13 protein-coding genes and 1 pseudogene are annotated in these 19,576 nt (G+C 48.0%); 6 read left to right on the plus strand and 8 right to left on the minus strand.

Translation table 11 applies throughout. From position 1 onward, the window contains the following. Window positions 1–186: 186 nt before the first annotated feature. Complete coding sequence (locus tag CIK93_RS09540) at window positions 187–555, minus strand: hypothetical protein (RefSeq protein ID WP_094447205.1); 369 nt, start codon at window positions 553–555, stop codon at window positions 187–189. Between the two features lie 449 nt (window positions 556–1,004). On the opposite strand from CIK93_RS09540, the gene CIK93_RS14030 reads away from it, so the two are divergent. The 3 genes from CIK93_RS14030 (at window position 1,005) to CIK93_RS13925 (ending at window position 3,177) form a co-directional block, all read left to right on the plus strand. After that, complete coding sequence (locus CIK93_RS14030; RefSeq protein WP_256387581.1) at window positions 1,005–1,136, plus strand: hypothetical protein; 132 nt, start codon at window positions 1,005–1,007, stop codon at window positions 1,134–1,136. Window positions 1,137–1,141: 5 nt separating this feature from the next. Next, window positions 1,142–2,653, plus strand: coding sequence for a fimbrillin family protein (locus CIK93_RS09545; protein ID WP_094447206.1), 1,512 nt, complete (start codon window positions 1,142–1,144; stop codon window positions 2,651–2,653). A gap of 338 nt (window positions 2,654–2,991) precedes the next feature. Then, entirely contained in the window at window positions 2,992–3,177 is a 186-nt protein-coding gene (locus tag CIK93_RS13925) for a helix-turn-helix domain-containing protein (protein ID WP_094447207.1), read from the plus strand. A 1,253-nt stretch (window positions 3,178–4,430) separates the two neighbouring features. Here CIK93_RS13925 and recQ read toward each other — a convergent pair. Both recQ and CIK93_RS09560 read right to left on the minus strand, forming a co-directional pair. After that, window positions 4,431–6,233, minus strand: a pseudogene (gene recQ, locus CIK93_RS09555) (DNA helicase RecQ); the annotation flags it as partial. Between the two features lie 81 nt (window positions 6,234–6,314). Next, entirely contained in the window at window positions 6,315–7,229 is a 915-nt protein-coding gene (locus CIK93_RS09560; protein ID WP_094447209.1) for a glutaminase, read from the minus strand. Between the two features lie 313 nt (window positions 7,230–7,542). On the opposite strand from CIK93_RS09560, the gene CIK93_RS09565 reads away from it, so the two are divergent. From CIK93_RS09565 to CIK93_RS09575, 3 genes are read left to right on the plus strand one after another with little or no spacing between them, the layout of a single operon-like run. Beyond that, window positions 7,543–8,835 carry a M18 family aminopeptidase gene (locus CIK93_RS09565; RefSeq protein WP_094391719.1) on the plus strand — a complete coding sequence of 431 codons (1,293 nt, stop codon included), beginning with the start codon at window positions 7,543–7,545 and terminating at the stop codon, window positions 8,833–8,835. Window positions 8,836–8,893: 58 nt separating this feature from the next. Continuing rightward, window positions 8,894–9,550 carry an HAD hydrolase-like protein gene (locus tag CIK93_RS09570; protein ID WP_094447210.1) on the plus strand — a complete coding sequence of 219 codons (657 nt, stop codon included), beginning with the start codon at window positions 8,894–8,896 and terminating at the stop codon, window positions 9,548–9,550. A 9-nt stretch (window positions 9,551–9,559) separates the two neighbouring features. Next, window positions 9,560–10,480 (plus strand): DNA/RNA non-specific endonuclease, encoded by a 921-nt coding sequence (locus CIK93_RS09575; RefSeq protein WP_094447211.1) that lies wholly within the window; start codon window positions 9,560–9,562, stop codon window positions 10,478–10,480. A 123-nt stretch (window positions 10,481–10,603) separates the two neighbouring features. Here the strand turns inward: CIK93_RS09575 and CIK93_RS09580 are convergent, their stop codons facing one another. From CIK93_RS09580 to CIK93_RS09600, 5 genes are all read right to left on the minus strand, one after another. Continuing rightward, window positions 10,604–12,229, minus strand: a complete 1,626-nt coding sequence (locus tag CIK93_RS09580) for a DUF5597 domain-containing protein (protein WP_094447212.1) — start codon at window positions 12,227–12,229, stop codon at window positions 10,604–10,606. 3 nt (window positions 12,230–12,232) lie between these two features. Then, window positions 12,233–14,119: an alpha-glucuronidase gene (locus CIK93_RS09585; RefSeq protein ID WP_094447213.1), complete on the minus strand. Its 1,887-nt coding sequence runs from the start codon at window positions 14,117–14,119 to the stop codon at window positions 12,233–12,235. Window positions 14,120–14,124: 5 nt separating this feature from the next. Further along, complete coding sequence (locus CIK93_RS09590; protein ID WP_094447214.1) at window positions 14,125–16,464, minus strand: glycoside hydrolase family 3 protein; 2,340 nt, start codon at window positions 16,462–16,464, stop codon at window positions 14,125–14,127. Window positions 16,465–16,637: 173 nt separating this feature from the next. Then, window positions 16,638–18,062 (minus strand): L-fucose/L-arabinose isomerase family protein, encoded by a 1,425-nt coding sequence (locus tag CIK93_RS09595; RefSeq protein WP_094391725.1) that lies wholly within the window; start codon window positions 18,060–18,062, stop codon window positions 16,638–16,640. Window positions 18,063–18,089: 27 nt separating this feature from the next. Next, window positions 18,090–19,571 (minus strand): glycerol kinase GlpK, encoded by a 1,482-nt coding sequence (locus tag CIK93_RS09600; protein ID WP_094447215.1) that lies wholly within the window; start codon window positions 19,569–19,571, stop codon window positions 18,090–18,092. Window positions 19,572–19,576 lie beyond the last annotated feature (5 nt).

Genomic DNA, 19,576 nt, shown 5'->3' on the forward strand with positions numbered 1-19,576 from the left:
GTTAGGGAAGTTAGGGAAGTTAGGGAAGTTAGGGAAGTTAGGGAAGTTAGAGAGAAGTTAGAGGGAAGTTAGAGAGAAGTTAAGGGACAAATCCCTTAGTTGCGAAACTTGAATTATATAACATATAAAAGGGTTGCCTCAGTCTTTCTACCTACATGGGAAGAATTGCTGTCCTCCGCGTAGCGCCTAAACATCCGATGGCTTCTTTTCTAATATCACTTTGTGAGTCTGCTCATCAACGTTCATGTTGTAGGCTTCCTTCAGCAACTGGCATAGGGTAGCGATAATCCGATCCTGATGCTCTGTGCCTGGAACTACATAGTCACTTAATTGAATTTCAAGGGCGTTTTGATAATTCCAATATGCTTTCGTTGTGATCTCTTTCAGCACCTTTCGCCAGTCTATTGACTCCCAGATATCAAGGTGAAGTGCACCCACAAAGTTGGACGGGTTAATAACTGTGAACCTGTCCCCGATGATTCTGTGAACACCCTTCAAGCCAAGCAAAAAAGTTGTTAAACGATAAAAAGTTGCCGAAAAGTTTGGCAGTTTCATTTTTATTTCTCACTTTTGCACCGACATTTGCAAGTTGCCCAACTCGCTTGGGCTTCTGAGCCAATAGAGTTTGGCTCCGCATTTGTTTCTATTTATGGGAAAGCGTCTTCATGCGCTTTGTTTCTGACTTCTCGAAATCTGGACAATTTCTTGTGTTTGTCGGAACTTAGCAACGGTAGATGCTCATGTAGTGTTTATACATGATTCTATGCACAGAAAGCGGACTATTCCAATGGTCTGCCATTATGTGTTATAGAAGATTATATAAACTCCACTGCGTGGGTTCTGCGTTGCCTGTTCAACAAACACGGGTAGTCCAGAACCTCGAGAAGTGGAACAGGCAAGTGTCAGGTTCCACGCTTTTTTATTTATAGGTTAACCTTATCCATATTATAACAACCAGCCGACTCCGAGAACCTATAGGCAACCGAGAATCAAGAAACACAAAAATGGAAAAAAAAGAAAAGAAAATCTATCAATCTCCTATTATGACGGTTTATGAAATCAGCAGGACACAGATTTTAGCGGGAAGTACTAATGGAGAAACAGAAACACTTGTTGAAGAAGAATATAAATGGTAAAAAGAATGAAAATGAAGAAATATATTCAATCTATGATGGCTTTTGCAGCCATCGTGTCCTTTGCGTCATGTTCGTCGGAGGACAACAACACTACAATTGAAAATGAGAGTGCGGTAAAGGTAATGACCTTTACTGCAACGCAAGAAGGTAATGAGGCAAGCACTAGGGCTATACTAAGCGGTACCAATATTCACTGGGTCTCAGAAGACGAAATAAGCATCTTCGATGGGACGAATAATAATCAGTTTACGCTAACTGACGGTGCTGGAAGTACATCGGGCAAGTTTTCAGGTGAGGCAGGACAATCAACTTCTTATACAGCCGTTTATCCATATCAGTCAACTGCATCTCTTTCGGGCAATGGTGTTACAAAAGTAACCCTTCCTGCCACTCAAACCGCTACCGATAACAGCTTCGATAAGAATGCTGCATTAATGATGGCTCAGAGCAATAGCAACACGTTGAATTTTAAGAATGTCGTAGGCTATGTAAAAGTGAAACCTACTTTCAATTGCACAAGAATAGATTTAAAGGCTTTTGACAACTCTGCGGTATTGGCAGGAACTGGCACAGTCTCTTATAACAACGGAAAACCAACACTTGATCTTTCGGAAACAAAGGATTATGCCATCACACTGAGAGGAGACATCAAGGCAAACAAATACTACTATATTGCAGTACCCCCAGTTACACTTAAGGCTGGTTGGACTATACAATTCACAGCGTCTGATGGTAAAGTATATTCCCGCAAGGGAACAAATGACATAACTTTCACTCGCAACAAGGTGACCAACCTTGGTGTGTTTGATATCAATGGAACAAATTGGTATAATCCAAGAGGAGATAAAGTTAGAGCCGACCAAGAGGTAGATTTGGGATTGACAATAAATATTGGCACAAAGAATTATAAAGTTATATTCGCCAAATCCAACCTGACAGCCGCAGGTCTTGCCGCAAGTGAATATGATTATGGTGATTACTTTGCTTGGGGAGCAACAGAGCCTTGGTACAAGTCTTATACTATTGATGTAGAATATTGCCCAACGGTAACATCAGATGGTTGGAAAGATGAACATAAAAGCGGTTATGCAGATGGAACAGCCCCAACCTTCTCCCGCAAATATACGTCTGGACAAGATTTTGAAATGTCAGATGACCCTGCTCGCAAGATTCTCGGTGGTGACTGGCAGTTGCCCACAAAAGAGATTTGGGAGAAATTGACTTCAAGTTATAACTGGACTTGGAATGATGAAATTAGTACAACTAGAAAAAAAGGTATGGAGGTAAAAAACAAATCCACAAGTAAATCAATCTTCTTGCCTGCAGCTGGCTACGTCAATGAGAAATCGTTCGTTTATGTCCGCTCTTACGGCTACTACTGGTCAGGCACAGCCGGCATCTGGAGCTCGGATGCGTATCGCCTGTACTTTGCCAACAGCCGTACCCCTGATCAGAGCAGCTCCTATCGCTTCTTCGGTTGTTCGGTGCGCCCAGTGCGCTTGGTTCCAGTAGATTGAAACTTGAGCAATAGCGCAAAGGGTCAAGGGTCATGGGGACAGGTACATTGGTTCACTCTTTAGGGTCGATGAACCTGTCCCCGATGATTCTTTTAACCCCTCTCAATATAACGTGATAGACTCCGCTATCTGAATGCTTTCTTGCTGTACGTGCCATTTCTCAATTGTATATAGATGGTTCAAGTACCTGTCCCCTGACCCTCGATAGTTTCCGAAATCGCGAGTTGCACATAGATTGGAAGGAAGGTGAGACTAATGATGACGTTCAAAGTGCAAAAGGCGCAGTTCAAAGTGCAAATTTTGCACTTAACCTTCCCCTAAAGTGCAAATCCTGCACTTTGGAAGAGATTGCTGTGCTCCGAGTTGTGCAAACAAATCCAACAGCCACACAGAATCAGATGGCTGCCATGATAGGAAAGTCGGAACGGACTGTTAAAAGCATCACTGTCTCACTACAGGAAAAAGGAATCCTGCGACGTGTTGGAGGAAAGCGAGACGGCAGATGGGAAATAACGGACGACTAAAAGGGTCATGGGACAGGTACCAGGGTCATGGGGACAGGTACCTTGGTTCACTCTTTAGGGTCGATGAACCTGTCCCCGATGATTCTGTGAACACCCTTCAAACCAAGCAAAAAAGTTGTTTCAACTATCGGAAAAGAGTGACGTCAAATATTATGCAATAGTCTTGTACAACGTTTGACAAGGGTGTTGCCGGACATCAGAACATACAAATCGTGTATTGGTGGCTATTCCGGTTGGGCTGTTTCTGTGATGGCAACAGCAGAGGACCTGGTGGTCGAATGGTGGTCGAATACCGCGAGTCAGCGTAATCGACCACCAACGTAAACTGCATACACATAGTGTGTTATGCTGTTGTGGTGGTCGAGTGGTCGAAATTTTGCAACATCGCGTGTGCGCATGCATACCTGCACGTACCTATTATATAACTGAACTTTCGCATGTGGGGAAGTTAAGGGAAGTTAAGGGAAGTTAGGGAAGTTAGGGAAGTTAGAGAGAAGTTAGAGGGAAGTTAGAGAGAAGTTAAGGGACAAATCCCTTAGTTGCGAAACTTGAATTATATAACATATAAAAGGGTTGCCTCCGTCTTTCTGCCTACATGGGAAGAATTGCTGTCCTCCGCGTAGCGCCTAAACATCCGATGACTTCTTTTCTAATTGACTTCTGGTTTTGGGCATGTCGGCAAATTCGGAACTTAGATTGTCGAACAGAATCTTTTGCTCGTCGGTAAGTGCGACGAGTCCGTGCCCCACTTCTCTGAACCATTTTCGCAATTCAATCTCATTGCGATCGCCATCCATGAAAGGATAACGCTTGTTTTGGATGACAAAGAGACGGAAGCGGGAAAGTATTTCATAAAATGATCCTGTGGGGAAGGGTACTGCTTGTCCGTCTTGGTCGTAATCGTATTTTTGAGGTATTATCACTTTGTGAGTCTGCTCATCAACGTTCATGTTGTAGGCTTCCTTCAGCAACTGGCATAGGGTAGCGATAATCCGATCCTGATGCTCTGTGCCTGGAACTACATAGTCACTTAATGGAATTTCAAGGGCGTTTTGATAATTCCAATATGCTTTCGTTGTGATCTCTTTCAGCACCTTTCGCCAGTCTATTGACTCCCAGATATCAAGGTCGATATTGTAGCAGACTCCTTTTATGGTAATCTGGTTTTTGATTTTCTTTTTCTTTTCTTTGGGTTCTGCAGGTGTTTCGGGCGTGACAGAAACGTCTGGAGTCTGAGACTTCTGATGTGCTGATACATATTGTTGGATTAGTCCGATAAACCGTTCGCCGTAAGTATTGCATTTGTGTTCACCGATGCCATAGGTGTTGCCGAATGCTGATAGTGTTGTGGGCATATCTGTGGCCAGGGCATGGAGAGACTTGTCGGACATCACGACATACGCAGGATAGTTGTTCTCATTGGCAATTTCCTTTCTCAGCGTTTTCAGTTGTTCAAACAGTTCCATGTGCTCTGTTGTTGCAGATGCTGCTGTCGTTGCCTCTTCAGCAGTCTGTTTCTGACGACCTCTTGTGCGAGCCTCCCTACTGACAACTACCAATTGCACTTTGGCTTTTCCGTGAAGCACATCCTGTCCGAGTGGAGTGACGTGTAGATGGTTGTCTTCGTTGTAGGCAATCTCTATATATCCCATTTGCAACATTTGAAGCAGATAGTCGCGCCAGTCTCTTACAGGGACATCTCTGCCGGCTGCAAAGGTCTTGATTTGGTTATAACCACGTGACACGAGTTCCGGCGAGAAGTTTCCGTGCAGGATGTCTATGGTGAGCGTGAATCCTATTTGCTCATCGGTTCTGATAATGGCAGAAAGCGCCTTTTGTACCAGTTCTGTACCGTCGAATGTCGTTGGTGGAGTCTGGCAGACATCACAGTTGCAACAGTTCATGTCGCTTGTTTCTCCAAAATAGTTCAACAGAATGCGTCGGCGACATATTTGTGCTTCGGCATATTCCTGCATGCGTTGTAGCTTTTCGGTGTTGATTTCGCGTTGTCCGCTTTCCTCTGCGAAATGGCGTAGCGTGATAATATCCTGCAAGTTGTAGAACAAGATAGTCTCGCAAGGCAGACCGTCACGTCCGCCACGTCCAATCTCCTGATAGTAGTTCTCTATAGTTTTGGGCAGATTGTAGTGGACAATGAAGCGCACGTTGCTCTTATTGATGCCCATACCGAATGCAACAGTAGCACAAACCACCTGGATGCGATCGTTGATGAAGTCCTCTTGTATTCGATTGCGTTCGTCGGTGGGTAACCCTGCATGATAAACACCAACGGAAAAACCTTCTTTCCTAAGTTTCTCTGCAACCGTCTCGGTGGTCTTCTTTGCCAGACAATAGATAATGCCGCTATCGCCCTGATGGCGCTGAATCAGATTGGTTATTGTGCGTAGCTTCTCTTTGGCAGCGTATCCCCTTCTGACATCCAGACTCAGATTAGGCCGGTCGAATGAACTGATAAAGGTTTCGGCATTTTGCAGACGTAACTGTTCTATAATGTCGGATCGCGTAATTTTGTCGGCAGTAGCCGTAAGTGCCATTATGGGAACATCAGGAAACAGTTCGTGCAGATTGCCCAACTGACTATACTCTGGTCTGAAGTCGTGACCCCATTGTGAGATACAGTGTGCTTCGTCGATAGCAAAGAGAGAAACTTTCAGCATGGTTTTCATCCATCCCAATTCCGTGATGAGTCGTTCGGGCGAGATGTACAGCAGCTTTATTTCACCTCGCAGACACCTTTCAGTAATTTGCCGATTGGCAATCTCGTCGTTTGCGCTATTCAGTGCCTCCGCTGCAATACCGTTGGCTACCAGCGTTTCCACTTGATCTTTCATCAGCGAGATGAGTGGGGAGACTACTATGGCTGTGCCCTCCATCATCAAGGCAGGTATCTGAAAGCAGATGGATTTTCCACCTCCAGTGGGCATGAGTACCAGTGCGTCCTTGTGTTGCAGCACGTGATTGATGATTTCTTCCTGTAAAGGACGGAAGGAATCGTAACCATAATATGACTTGAGCGTTTCTAAAGCTGTATTCATCGTTGTAAAGAACTTGTATTGTTTGTATCTTGTCATTCCCTCCTATGTACCTACCTATTTAGTCCCAATGATCGATTGGGGTTAGAATATAGATTCCTCGGTTTTCGAGGTGAAGAGTTCGAGGGCTTTCATGCCCATGATAGAATTTCCTTTGGCGTTGAGGCGCGGACTCCATACGGCAATGGAATAGCGGGAAGGATAGATGGCAACAATGCCTCCGCCAACACCACTCTTGCCAGGTAAACCGACCAGAAAGGAGAACTCGCCAGCCTCGTCATAGAAACCACAGGTTTGCATGATGGCATTGATGCGCTTCACTCTCGATATGGTGAGATTGACACCAGCATGGGAGAAGGGTTCGTTGCTCTTGGCAAATGCCATGAAGGCGCGTGAGAGATCCTCACAACTCATCTCCAACGAACACATCCTGCAATAGAGGTGCAACACTTGGTTGACATCGTTGTGCAGATTGCCGTGATGCTTCAACAGGTAGGCTATCGAGGCATTGAGGTAACTGCAACTCTGCTCTGACTGCGCCACCTCGTCGGAATAGTCGATGGTGGGGTTGCCGCTGATGGTGCGCACGAAATTCAGGTAGAATGCTTCGGGATCGTCAAGATTGGAGAGCAACACATCGGCAGAGACCAGAGCTCCTGCATTGACGAAGGGGTTGCGAGGAATGCCGTGCTCATACTCCAACTGCACCAATGAGTTGAAGGCAGACCCAGAAGGTTCTTTCGCCATGCGCTGCCATAGGTCTTTACCCATGATGCTCAGGGCAATGGCGAGGGAGAATACTTTCGAGATACTTTGTATAGAGAACTTCGTGGCGGAGTCTCCTAAGCGGTAGGTCTTACCATCGAGCGTGTTGAGGCATAAGCCAAACTGGTCGGGGTTGACACGAGCCAGTGCCGGGATGTAGTCGGCTTGTTTTCCTTCGTGTGCATATACCTCTATTTCCTTCCTTATTTTGTCTAATATAGGCTGATAGTCCATAGTTTTTTTCGGTTGTTGGTGAGTCTTGCAATTGCAAAGCTAAACATTTTTTTTCAATCCTCAAAACAGTATTGCTGTTTTTTCGCCATCGGAGAGGTTTTTATCATCGGAATTTAAACAGAATCTAAACGGATTTTTGGAATTATGAAACTACGGAGATATAGAAAATATGGAAAATCTGTACAAATCTGTATGCTCTGTGGATTTCGGTTCCGTGTATGATGGCTGATGAACGAAAGAATTTCGCGAGAGATGTGTGACATTACAGATTTTATTTGTAATTTTGTGACATAAACTAAAAAAACGAAGTATTATGATTCAACGACTATTATCCTTTCTCGATGCTTCGCCAGTGAATTTCCTGGCAGTGAAGAACATTGCTGATGAACTCGAACGTCATGGCTTCCGCCGTATCAATCCTAAGAAACCACTGGGAAAACTGGTGGCTGGCGACAGATTCTATGTCACTAAGAACGATTCTGCGGTCTTTGCCTTCCAGATCGGAAGTATGCCGATGGCTGATCGGGGCTTCCACATGATTTGTGCGCATAGCGATTCACCGACCTTCCGCATCAAACCGAATGCTGAGATGGACTGTGAAGGCGGTATCGTGAAACTCAATACTGAGGTGTATGGTGGACCTATCATGTCCACATGGTTTGACCGTCCGCTGACTCTTGCGGGTCGCGTGATAGTGAAAGGTGAGGATGCGATGCACCCACAGACTCGGCTGTTGCATATCAAACGGCCTCTGTTGCAGATTAGTAATCTCGCCATCCACTTCAACAGACAGGTGAACGACGGTGTGAAACTGAGCAAACAGAAAGATGTGCTGCCTATCCTTGGCATCATCAACAATGAGTTGGAACGTGGCAATCTGCTGATGAATATCATTGTGGAAGCACTCGACGGAGTGAAAGCCAGCGATATTCTCGACTTCGACCTCTATCTGGCTGACACCACACCTGCCTGCACTTTCGGTGCACACGATGAGTTTATCTCCTCTGGCAGGCTCGACGACCTGTCGATGTGTTATGCCGGCCTTGAGGCTTTGCTGGCATCACAACCCACCACGACCACGCAGGTACTTGCCATCTTCGACAACGAAGAGACGGGATCGCAGACCAAACAGGGTGCGGGCAGTCCGTTCCTATCTTATATGTTGAAGCGCATTGCCCTGGCACAAAGCGGTAGCGAGGAAGCATACTACCAGGCAGTGGAGCGTGCGTTTATGATTTCTGCAGATAATGCACACGCTTGGCATCCTAACTACAGTGAGAAATTCGACCCCACCAATCATCCTAAACTGGGCGGTGGTCCCGTCATTAAGTTTAATGCAGCGCAGAAATATGCCAGCGATGCGGTGTCGGCTTCTATCTTCGCCAGCATCTGTCAGGAGGCAGGAGTGCCTTGCCAGCGCTTTGTGAACCATAGCGATGTGGCAGGAGGAAGCACGCTCGGCAATATCCTGGCATCGAGCATTCCTGTGAAGGGAGTGGATATGGGCAATGCCATCCTCGCTATGCACAGTTGCAGGGAGACCGGAAGTGTTGCCGACCATGAATACTGTGTGAAGGCTTTCACTGCGTTCTATGGTATGGAATAATATCTCAGACCGAACGAACAACCCTTTCACACAATAAACGACAACGATACACTAAAAGATGAAACAACAATACACCACGCTGCTATTCGACCTTGACGGAACCTTGGTGGATAGTGGCGAAGGTATTATGCGCAGTGCCGAACATGCACTCAACCATTTCGGCATTGAGGTTGCCGACTACCGTACGTTGCGACCCTTTGTGGGTCCGCCACTCGAAGACTCGTTTATAGATTTCTACGGCTTCACTCCAGAACAGGCTGCTGAGGCCGTCGAGGTCTATCGCGAACGCCATGCAGCCATCGGTATGTATGAAGAGGAACTCTATCCCGGCGTGCTCGATTTCCTGCGTGAGGTGAAACGCAGGGGTTATACCACCGCTATTGCCACGAGTAAGATGCGCTTTCAGGCGGATATCGTCGTGAAGGAGATTTTTCCAGAACTATCTCCTTATATAGATAAAGTGTTTGGCAGAGATGACGAAGGACTGATCCACACCAAGGCGGACGTGATCAATGACGGACTGAAACAGTTGCAGATTACTAACCTCCATGAGGTGTTGATGATAGGCGACCGCCGTTTCGATATTGAAGGGGCGAAGGTCTGTGGACTCGATTCCATGGGTGTGCTCTTTGGTTATGGTGATCGTCCTGAGATGGAGCAAGCCGGTGCCGATTATATCTGCGAATCGTATGACGAAATGCTGCAATACCTTTAAACTCCAACAATGATGAAGACAAAGAATAATCATGGAATGAGGCTGATGGCGGTGACGGTGACAATCATGCTGCTGACGGCAATGTCGTGGTCATCTTGTATCAAGCGACTGCCCGGTAGTGACCAACAACCGCGATCTGCCAGCCGCCCACTTATGGGAGGTAATCTGCATCAAGAGCGTAAAGCGCTGAAAGCTACGATGGCTTCTCTGCCTCCTGACAAGCAAAGGGCTATGTCAAGGGAGGAACTTACATATACCCTGACGCGTACTGCCAAGGGAGTGAAGGCGCAGGAGATACGTCACTTTGGCTATTTGACTTGTTGGAACTCGGATTGGCTTATCCCCAACTGGGTGGCGTATAGTCTGAATCCAAGGAAGGTAGTTGGTATCGTGAAACGTCCTAAACGCCAGTTTGAACCCGACCCACAGGTGAAGGGTCGTTCGGCAGAACATAGTGACTATACGCATTCAGGGTATAGTCGTGGTCACATGGCTCCTGCTGCTGATATGAAATGGAGTGAGCGGGCGATGAACGAGAGCTTTTATCTGAGTAATGTGTGTCCGCAGGTGCAAGCCATGAATGGTGGTGTATGGGAACATGTGGAGCGCAAATGCAGGCAGTTGGCAAAAGAGACAGAGATTTTTATCTGTACTGGTCCTATCATGGGCAAACGTCCAGAGCGCATCGGTAGAAACGGTGTGGCTGTTCCGGAACGATTCTTCAAGGTGGTTTGTATGCAGCGCAACGGTAAATGGCAAGCCATCGGCTTTGTTGTTCCTAACAGTGATTGCAAGGGAAGTATGTTTCGCTATGCTTGTTCGGTAGATCAAGTTGAAGCGTTGACAGGCCATGATTTCTTCTATGAATTGCCTGATTCGATAGAAAACAAAATAGAGGCGGCATGGGGAACGCAAGCCGATTGGCAATAACTTATTCGTGTGGATAAGTTGAATGCCATATAGATATTATAGAGCAGCGAAAGCATAGTGAAATTGAATTTTCACTTTGCCTTCGCTGCTGTATTATCGAGATGTGATGTTAACGATTGGCGATTAGTAGTCGTAAAGACGGATGTGGAGAATCTTCCAATCGTCGCACGAGATGCGGGCGTGACGGCCCTGATGGTCTTGGTCGCCATTGTGGCGGCGCAAGAACTGTAGGCTTCCATCGGAAGCAATAGTTACCTCATCCACAAAACCGATACCTTTGCGCTTGCCAGTGAAACGACCTTTTTGTTGTTTGGCGGTCTGTTGACCAGCCAAGGCAAAACCATCTTCACCCAGCGTTTTCTGTTCTTCGCGGTTCTTCTCGTATTCGGTGGCAAAGCTCACGACGATGCCAGAACCCGCCAACAGATATTCGTTGGATGCCAAACGGATGATCATAGCACCACCTTCGGGCCATGTTGAACCATCGGTGGCACGAGCGTCCCAAGGTAAGGTGTAGTAATGGCGCGCGGTAATCATCGTGCCTTTATCGTTGATGATGCGCTCTTTGTCCTCTTGGTCGAAGAGCAGTCCCCACGAAGGTTTGTTCATCAAGGGGCGCAACTGGCGTAAGAGTTCGTACGACTTGCTGATGCCATTGGTTTCCGCCTTACTGGCTTGGTCGATGGCAAAGGGTGAAAATCCCAATGCCTGATGTTCGCCGAAGGCATACATGGCACGCACACCACTGTTGGCGCAGCAACGCGTTTCGGGAATAAACAGACGATTGTTGGCAAGCGCATATTGACTTGCCCAACCCTTGAAGCCCGTGTCGTAGATGTCGGGAGCCAGCAACAACAGTTGTGGAGCTCCAGCATGCCAGAAGTCGATGAGGTGGGCGAGCGGTCCTGCCGAAGGATATTGTCCCGGCAGACGTCCTCGGCTGTTCATGGCAGCATTGACATAGAACGGCAGTTGCGTGATTTTTCTGCCAGCCTCACACAGTCTGCCTACATATTTCGCATAGTTGTAAGCCATAAAGACCTCGTCGGCATAGACATCGGTGCCAAACATGCCATTCCATGTGCGTTCCTTGAGGTTGAGACGATTCGTCAACCAAGGGTGGAGCGACTTCTGGTGTTTCTTCAGATAACTTATCAATTCGTCGGGCACAGGCTTTTGCCATTCGCGTTCTGCCAATGGTGCATGGTCGCGAGCATCTTCCAACATACCTATTTCATTCTCCACTTGAATCATGATGACCACATCCTTGCCCCGTTCTTCCACTCGTTTGAGCAGTGCTTCGAAGGCACGGCGGTCTGCTTGGAACACCTCTTCGGAGAAGCAACTGGCAATTTCCAATGGTTTGCCATCTGCTGTTGTGGCGCGAGGAAAACGTTTGGTGTCTTGTTTGAACCATAGTGGTGCGTAACACGACATGGAGTTTTTCCATGCTCCAAACCACAATAATACGAGTTGCAACTGATTCTCACGTGCTTGGTCGATAGTGCGGTCCAAGAGTGTAAAGTCGAACTTTCCCTCTTGTGGTTCAAGAAATTCCCAGTAGATGGGCGCCAGTACGGTGTTCAGTCCAAGGGCTTTCATGCGAGGCATGACCTTGTCGATGTCGGCAACCGATGTGGTTGCCGAGTTGCTGAGCTCTCCGCCGAGCATGAAGAAATCGTTTTTCTGCTGTGCATGAACAGGCGACAGAAGACCTAAGAATAATATAAAGGAGAATAGAATCTTCATATACTATTGTTTTTTATTTGCGAATCCACCGAAATACTTCAAGCAAACATCGCGCCATTCACGTGCATTCTGTAGCTGATCTTCCAAGCGATCATCCACTTCGCGCCATCGCTGTTCATCAACATAATGGCGCATTTTGTTGTGCCAGATGTTATGATAGGTCTCTACGTTGATGACACCTTGGTTGTAGTGATACTGCAGCGACTCCCACAGGGTGCTTCCGTCTTTCATTTGATAAGTCCAAGGCACATGATGGAACCACAGCAGGAGATTCTCCGGACAGGTCTCCAACTTATCGTACATCGACGCATAGGGTTCGCGATACTGGCTCACAGCATCGGTACCCTTAGACGAACGGTCGAAACCAATGCCGTTGGCGTCAGCCTGATGATAATATACCGGGCACCATTCCAATGGATATTCAGCCTTGAAGCCATCTGGTTCTGGACCATAATGGTGGTCGAACTTGAAGATATGGTGTAAGCCCAATGGCATCATGTAATCGACACAGGTCTCACGACTCTCTTCCATGATGGTTGACATCATATAGACGAAATTCTCATCGGTACTGAAAGTTTGTCCCAACCATTCTTTGGCAATATCCTCAGACGATAGTGATGGATCCCAAGCCAAACGTCCGAAAGCATACCAGTTGGCTTGCGAGAAATGGTGACCACACCAGTTGCGGTCCTTGCCGATATTGGCTACGCCTGAAATGCCCGCCAGCCATTCGGGTTCCACATACTGGAAAAACTCTTTCCACATAGGACCGAGATAGACCAGATGGTGTGACTGACCAGTGTATTCCTGTGTGATTTGCAGTTCAGCCATATTGGGCGTCTCGCTAATCTGATCGAATATAGGACTGTAAGGTTCACGTGGTTGGAAGTCGAGCGGACCGTTTTTGGTTTGCAGAATGACGTTTTCGCGGAACTTACCGTCGAGCGGTTTAAACTCCGACACCGCCTGTTTCACGCGGTCTTCCCCTTTATGGTTAGCGCCATAGACGAAGCAACGCCAGATGACGCTACCGTTGAAAGGTGCTAAAGCATCAGCCAACATATTGGCACCTTCGGCATGTGTGCGATGATAGTCGCCCGGTCCGGGTTGTCCTTCACTATTGGCTTTCACCAAGAAACCGCCGAAGTCGGGGATGATACTGTAGATTTCCTTTGCCTTTCGCTTCCACCATTGACGCACACGCTTGTTTTTTGGATCAGCGGTGCGTGTATCGCCAAGTGCCATTGGTGTGGCGAAATTGATAGAGAGATAGACGCGAATGCCGTAAGGGCGCAACAGATCGGCAATCTTTCTGACCTCGTCGAGGTATTCACGCGTCAGCATCTTAGGCGAAGCGTTGACATTGTTGAGCACCGAACCATTGATGCCGATAGAGGCATTGGCGCGTGCATACTGATGAAGCAATGCTTCATCGAGGTGGAACCACTCGAAGATACTCTCTCCTGCATAGCCACGTTCGATGCTTCCGTCAAGATTGTCCCAGTGGTTGAGCATTCTCAAACGAAACCTTGGGTGCTGTTCCACGTGGTTCATGTTGCCTTGTGTGGCTTGACGACGCAGTACGTCGTAAGCGCCATAGAGCAGACCGATGTCGCGTCGGGCACGTACCACGACACTGTCTTCATTGCCATTGATGGTAAAACCCTCGTCGTCTGTAAGGGCAGGGTCGATGAGTAATGTTGCCTTTGTACCAGCGAAATAGTCGGTAAGTTCTTGTTTTGCCAAGTCTATCGTTGCCGATTGTGCATTGGTGCTCACGTGTGCTGTTTGGCTTTTCTGTGCCGGCAACCATAAACGATGGCCGTCTTCAGCCCATGAAGATAGGGTGAAGACGGTCAGAGTAAGTAGTGTGAATAGTTTTTTTTTCATTTGCTTTATTGTTGTTTCAACAGGTTCATGGGTTGTTGCAGTGGCAGAGCATCGGTTGTTTTCTCAGTATATTCTGTGAGTTTCAATGTGGCAGAAGCCTTGATGGTCTCTACATCAGTACCGATTTGGAAGGTATAAACGCCAGCATCAACTTTCCATTGGCATCCAGCTTCATCGTAGCTTGCCAAGTCGCGCTTGTCAATTTGCATGGTGAGGGTCTGACTCTCGCCTGGCTTCAACTCTTTGGTTTTGCCGAAAGCCTTCAACTCGCGAGTTGGTTTCTCATAGTTGCCTTTAGGTGCTTTCACATAGACCTGAGCCACCTGCTTACCAGCAACGTCACCCGTGTTTTTCACATTGATGCTCACATTGATGGTGTTGCCGTTGAGTTTCACTACCGGTTTGGTGAGTTCGAAAGTGGTGTAGCTCAGACCGAAACCGAAAGGATAAGCCACCCGCTTGTTGAATGTGTCGAAATAGCGGTAACCCACGTAGATATCTTCCTCGTGGTTAGTGTAATCCACATTCTTCACATGACCACTTCCCTCCATATTTTTATAGGTGTACATATCGTAGTCTTGTGGGAAATTGGCAGTTGAAGGATGGTCGGTGGCAGCGATGGGCCATGTCATGGTGAGGCGTCCAGAAGGATTTACCTTACCTGTAAGAATGTCAGCCACAGAGTTTCCACCCTCAATACCCGGTTGCCAAGCCACGAGAATGGCATCTACACGGTCGCGCCAACTGGCAGTTTCCATGACCGAACCAGAGTTGATGATGACAATAACCTTTTTGTTTTTAGCGTGGAAAGCATCTGAAACGCGGAAAATCATGTCTTGCTCGTCCTTGGTGAGATTAAACTCGCCGTTGATGTTGCGGTCCATTCCCTCGCCAGCTTGGCGTCCGATGGTGATAATAGCCGCGTCAGCCAATGGTTCTTCATGGGCTACACAACGCTCAGTAATCTCTATTTCATCGTATTTGGGCTGTCCCTGATTGAGGAACCACATCATCGGATTCTTGTCAGCTTCAAGTTTTGCCTTGGCATACTTCACATAGCTCTGGTAAATCTCCGTCAGTTGTGGAGTGGTGTTGACGCCGATATTCTTCAGTCCTGTTACCATATCGACAGAATATCCTACGTTGACACAGCCGCTACCGAGACCACCCGACATGAAGTTGTAGGAGCTGACACCAAACAGCGCTACTGTTTTCAGCGAACGTATAGGCAGTGTATTGTCGTTTTTCAGCAGTACCATACCCTCAGTACTACTTTGTCTGGTGATGGCAGCATGAGCTTTGAGATCGGGTTCGCTACTGAATTTATAACCTTTGAAGCGTGGTGTTTTCACGATATACTCCAGCATGCGGCGTACATTGCGATCTACATCGGCCACGTTGAGACGTCCGGCTTTCACCGCAGCCACGATATCTTCCACCTGAGCAGGGAATCCCGGCATCATCAAATCGTTGCCGGCAGCCACCTCTGTTTCTACGGGAAGGTCTTTGCGCTTGCCAATCCAGTCGGTTTCAACAATACCTTTATAGCCCCAATCCTCGCGGAGCACCTTGGTAAGGAGGTCTTTGCTGCCTTGTGCATAGTGTCCATTCACTTTGTTGTAAGCTGACATGATGGTCCAAGGATTGCTGCGGCGCACCACCATCTCAAATCCTTTCAGATAGAGTTCTCGCAGTGCACGTGGGCTGACGCGCTCATCCACACGGGTGCGGTCAGTTTCTTGTGAGTTGGCAACATAGTGCTTTGCACTGACACCAACGCCCTGACTCTGCACACCTTTGACGAAGGCAGTACCGATGAGTCCCGTCACGATAGGATCTTCTGAATAGTATTCGAAGTTGCGTCCGCATAGCGGATTGCGGTGAAGGTTGAGGCCAGGACCCAGAATCACATCACATCCGTATTCCCGAGTCTCGTTGCCGATGGCTTGTCCCACCTGTTCTACGAGGTCGGTATTCCATGTGGAAGCGAGACAAGTGCCGATGGGGAATCCCGTAGCGAAATAGTTTTTACTATCGCCCTCACGGTGTGCATCGATATGTACGCCGGCAGGACCGTCGCATTGCACTGTCGATGGAATGCCCAGTCGTGGTATGGCTACGGTGTAACCAGCCGCTCCAGGTACGAATTTCTTCTGGTGTCCCAACATGGCACCACTACCCACGAAGCCGTCGTTGCCGCCGCCTACCAGCAGTTGTGCCTTTTCTTCCAACGTCATGGCTTTAACGATTTCGTCGATGTTGTCAGCAGTTAGTTTGGGCTGCGCCGTCATCGATGCAGCCGTCATGGCAATTGCAATACCTGTCATCAGTGTTCTTTTCTTCATAGATGTTATTGGAATTTTGGTTATTATCGTAATTGTTGTAGGTGTATATTGCCTACAAAATTACGATATTTCTGTCATATTCGCAAATTTCCGATAGTGTTTCCCTAAAAAATAAAATGTCCGCAGGGATGCTGCGGACATGATGTATGGTAGGAGGTTCCCGTATGTCTCTCTTATTCGTGGACGTAGATGTTCCATCCGAGATAGGTCTCGATGGCCTCTTGCAGAATATCAACAACATCGGTGCGACACATGGCAACGTGGTGTTCGAAACCGTTTTTGCAGATGTATTTCATCAGTTTTTGCAGGTTATCTACCTTTGTTACAGCGATGCAACCGTCCATTCCGTAGGGATCGTCGGTCAGTTCGCCCTTGCCCAGATAGGTTTTGATGCAGCCCTTGGTATCGTCGGTGGAAAGTCGGAAAAAGGTGAAGTCGCCCTTCGACACTTTCGCATAGACCGCACCAAAGGTGTTGATCTTGCCCAAAGTGCGTCCGAGCACACCGAGAGGACCGAGCCGGAGTTGGTCGTTGCCGATAAACGAGCGTGGGAAGTTACCGCAGTGGGTACATACACACTTATTGCGGTCGTCGGCAAAATTGTTGTTCCAGTCGAGCAGGGCAGGAGCTTGTCCTGATGCCAGACTGAGTGCATACATCGATACAGCGCCAGCCAAGTCTGTTTCGCAAGCCGCAGGAATGAGTTTGTCGCTGAGCATTGACATGGTGACGCACGCTGCACAACCATAATTCTGCTCCAGCGAATCCCAACACTGAATGGCAACAGCCTGCACATCGTTGTCAGCAATCCAGTTTTCCACTGCCACTCCAAACTTCACTTGCAGTGCCAGTTTGCTGTTGTAAGCCTCAGGCACTTCAGCATAGTGGCGTATGCGGTCGCACATGGCTTTGAATTTCGGGTCGTCATCGCTGATGCGTTGTGCCGCAAAGAGAATTTCCGAGAGGTCGGCAGGCACTACGGTAATTCCTGAACGCTGTAGGAGTTTCTCGCTGGCGCGGCATGTATTGAATCCTAAGGGACGTGTACCAATCTGTCCGATACGGCAGTGTCGCAGTCCGTTGACCACGCGGCAGATGGCAGCAAAGCGGTTGATGTCCTGTAAGAGTAGTGGACTGTAGATGGAATAAGTATGCAGCGAGGTGTCGGTAAAGGGGATGCCATACTGATAGAGGTTGTTGCAAACCGATATTTTACCGCAGAACGCATCGCGTCTGCTATCCAAATCCACTTTATCGTTATCATCGTCGCAGGCTTGAACCATGACGGGCACGTTGAGATCAGCATCGCTGATGGCATTGATGATACCGATTTCAAAACCGAAGTTTGGCAGTGAAACGATGATACCATCTATCTCGTCGCGGTGTTCGCGAAACTGTTTTGACACCTTCAGACCGTCTTCGCGTGTTTCAATGCTACTGCTTCCTGTGGGTGTAGCATCCTCTGGAAGGATGACATATTCATAACCATTGGCATCGAGAGTAGCCAGTAATTGTTTGCGAACATCGCGTGCCAGTTCTGAATTGAAGTATGCTCGTGTGCCAATAATCACTCCAAAGCATGTTTTTCCATTTCTCATATAGTAGTGGTTTTAGTTTAGTAATTCTTATTTGCAGAGTTGTCCGACAGCCTTTCGCCATTCGCCATAGAGTCTGTCGTGTTCTGTTGTGTGGTGAGGCAATACCGTGCGCGTCACTTTTCGTAGTGATGCGACCTTGTCGAAACTGTTCCACAGTTGGCGTGCAAACCCATTCATCACTACAGCTCCCAGTGCCGAAGCATCTTCCACCTCGGTGCAAACGATGGGAGTTCGCAGCATATCGGCTTGAAACTGCATGAGGAAAGCGTTTCTCGTAGGTCCACCATCGGCACATATCTCAGTGAGTGCGCCCCCCGTGGCTTGTGCCATAACGTCAGCCAAGTCCTTCACTTGATAGGCAATAGACTCAAGTGCTGCCCTCACCACATGGGCTTTTGTGGCAGCAAAGGTCAGTCCGAAGACCGCACCTTTCACTTGGCTGTTCCACCATGGAGCGCCCAAACCTGCAAAAGCCGGTACGATATAGACTCCGCCGTTATTATCTACCGATGTGGCGATGGCTTCCATTTCAGCCGGATGATCTACGAGTTGCAGTTGGTCAGCCATCCATTTGAGTGTGGCTCCTGTGCTGTAAATGTTTCCCTCGTAGCCATAGCAGGTGCGTCCCAATGCTGTGAATGCCACACTGGTGACGAGTCCTTGTGGTGCCGGCAACGGATTTTCTCCGATGTTGACCATCACGCTCGACCCTGTGCCATAGGTCACTTTTCCCTGTCCGGTATTGAAACACATCTGTCCCACCAGTGCACCGTGAGAGTCGCCGAGTACTCCTGCAATCTTGATGGGTGCAGTGAAGATGCCTTCCACGGTTGTTTCGCCATAACAAGCATCGCATGGGCGCACCTCCGCCATCATTGTTCGTGGAATATTGAACAGTCGGAGCAGTTCGTCGTCCCAGTCCATGGTATGGATATTGAATAGCATGGTGCGTGATGCGTTAGTATGATCGGTGGCAAATACCTTGCCTTGGGTGAGCCGCCACACGAGCCATGTGTCGATGGTTCCCATCAGCAAGAGTCCCGCTTCGGCTTGTTGCCGAGCCCCGTCGATATGGTCGAGCAACCATTTCACACCACTTGCCGAGAAGTTTGGATCGATGAGTAGTCCGCTGCGTTGCATCACCATCTCGGTCATGCCCCGTTGGCGCAGGTCGTTGCAACAGTCTATACCGCGTGTGTCCTGCCATACTACGGCATTGGCGATGGGGTGTCCGGTCGTTTTATTCCATACCACAGCCGTCTCTCGCTGATTGGTAATAGCAATAGAGTAGGTGTGTTGGCTGGTCTTTGCCTCGTCACCCACCAGTTGGTGGATAGCCTCTACCATGTTGTGGTATATTTCTTCGGCATCGTGTTCCACCCATCCTGTCTGTGGATAGTACTGTTGGTGATCCACGTTGGTGCGTGCCAACAGTCGGCACTGATCGTCGAACAGCAGTGCTTTGGTCGATGAAGTGCTTTGGTCGATGGCTATGATACGCTGGCTCATGATGG

It is taken from the genome of Prevotella sp. P3-92 (genome assembly GCF_002251205.1).
Taxonomy (GTDB): domain Bacteria; phylum Bacteroidota; class Bacteroidia; order Bacteroidales; family Bacteroidaceae; genus Prevotella.

What these genes read in the sequence shown, in the direction of transcription:
- CIK93_RS09540 (WP_094447205.1), bottom strand. Translation starts at nt 555, where the DNA reads ATGAAACTGCCAAACTTTTCGGCAACTTTTTATCGTTTAACAACTTTT.
- CIK93_RS14030 (WP_256387581.1), top strand. Translation starts at nt 1,005, where the DNA reads ATGGAAAAAAAAGAAAAGAAAATCTATCAATCTCCTATTATGACGGTT.
- CIK93_RS09545 (WP_094447206.1), top strand. Translation starts at nt 1,142, where the DNA reads ATGAAAATGAAGAAATATATTCAATCTATGATGGCTTTTGCAGCCATC.
- CIK93_RS09560 (WP_094447209.1), bottom strand. Translation starts at nt 7,229, where the DNA reads ATGGACTATCAGCCTATATTAGACAAAATAAGGAAGGAAATAGAGGTA.
- CIK93_RS09565 (WP_094391719.1), top strand. Translation starts at nt 7,543, where the DNA reads ATGATTCAACGACTATTATCCTTTCTCGATGCTTCGCCAGTGAATTTC.
- CIK93_RS09570 (WP_094447210.1), top strand. Translation starts at nt 8,894, where the DNA reads ATGAAACAACAATACACCACGCTGCTATTCGACCTTGACGGAACCTTG.
- CIK93_RS09575 (WP_094447211.1), top strand. Translation starts at nt 9,560, where the DNA reads ATGATGAAGACAAAGAATAATCATGGAATGAGGCTGATGGCGGTGACG.
- CIK93_RS09580 (WP_094447212.1), bottom strand. Translation starts at nt 12,229, where the DNA reads ATGAAGATTCTATTCTCCTTTATATTATTCTTAGGTCTTCTGTCGCCT.
- CIK93_RS09585 (WP_094447213.1), bottom strand. Translation starts at nt 14,119, where the DNA reads ATGAAAAAAAAACTATTCACACTACTTACTCTGACCGTCTTCACCCTA.
- CIK93_RS09590 (WP_094447214.1), bottom strand. Translation starts at nt 16,464, where the DNA reads ATGAAGAAAAGAACACTGATGACAGGTATTGCAATTGCCATGACGGCT.
- CIK93_RS09595 (WP_094391725.1), bottom strand. Translation starts at nt 18,062, where the DNA reads ATGAGAAATGGAAAAACATGCTTTGGAGTGATTATTGGCACACGAGCA.
- CIK93_RS09600 (WP_094447215.1), bottom strand. Translation starts at nt 19,571, where the DNA reads ATGAGCCAGCGTATCATAGCCATCGACCAAAGCACTTCATCGACCAAA.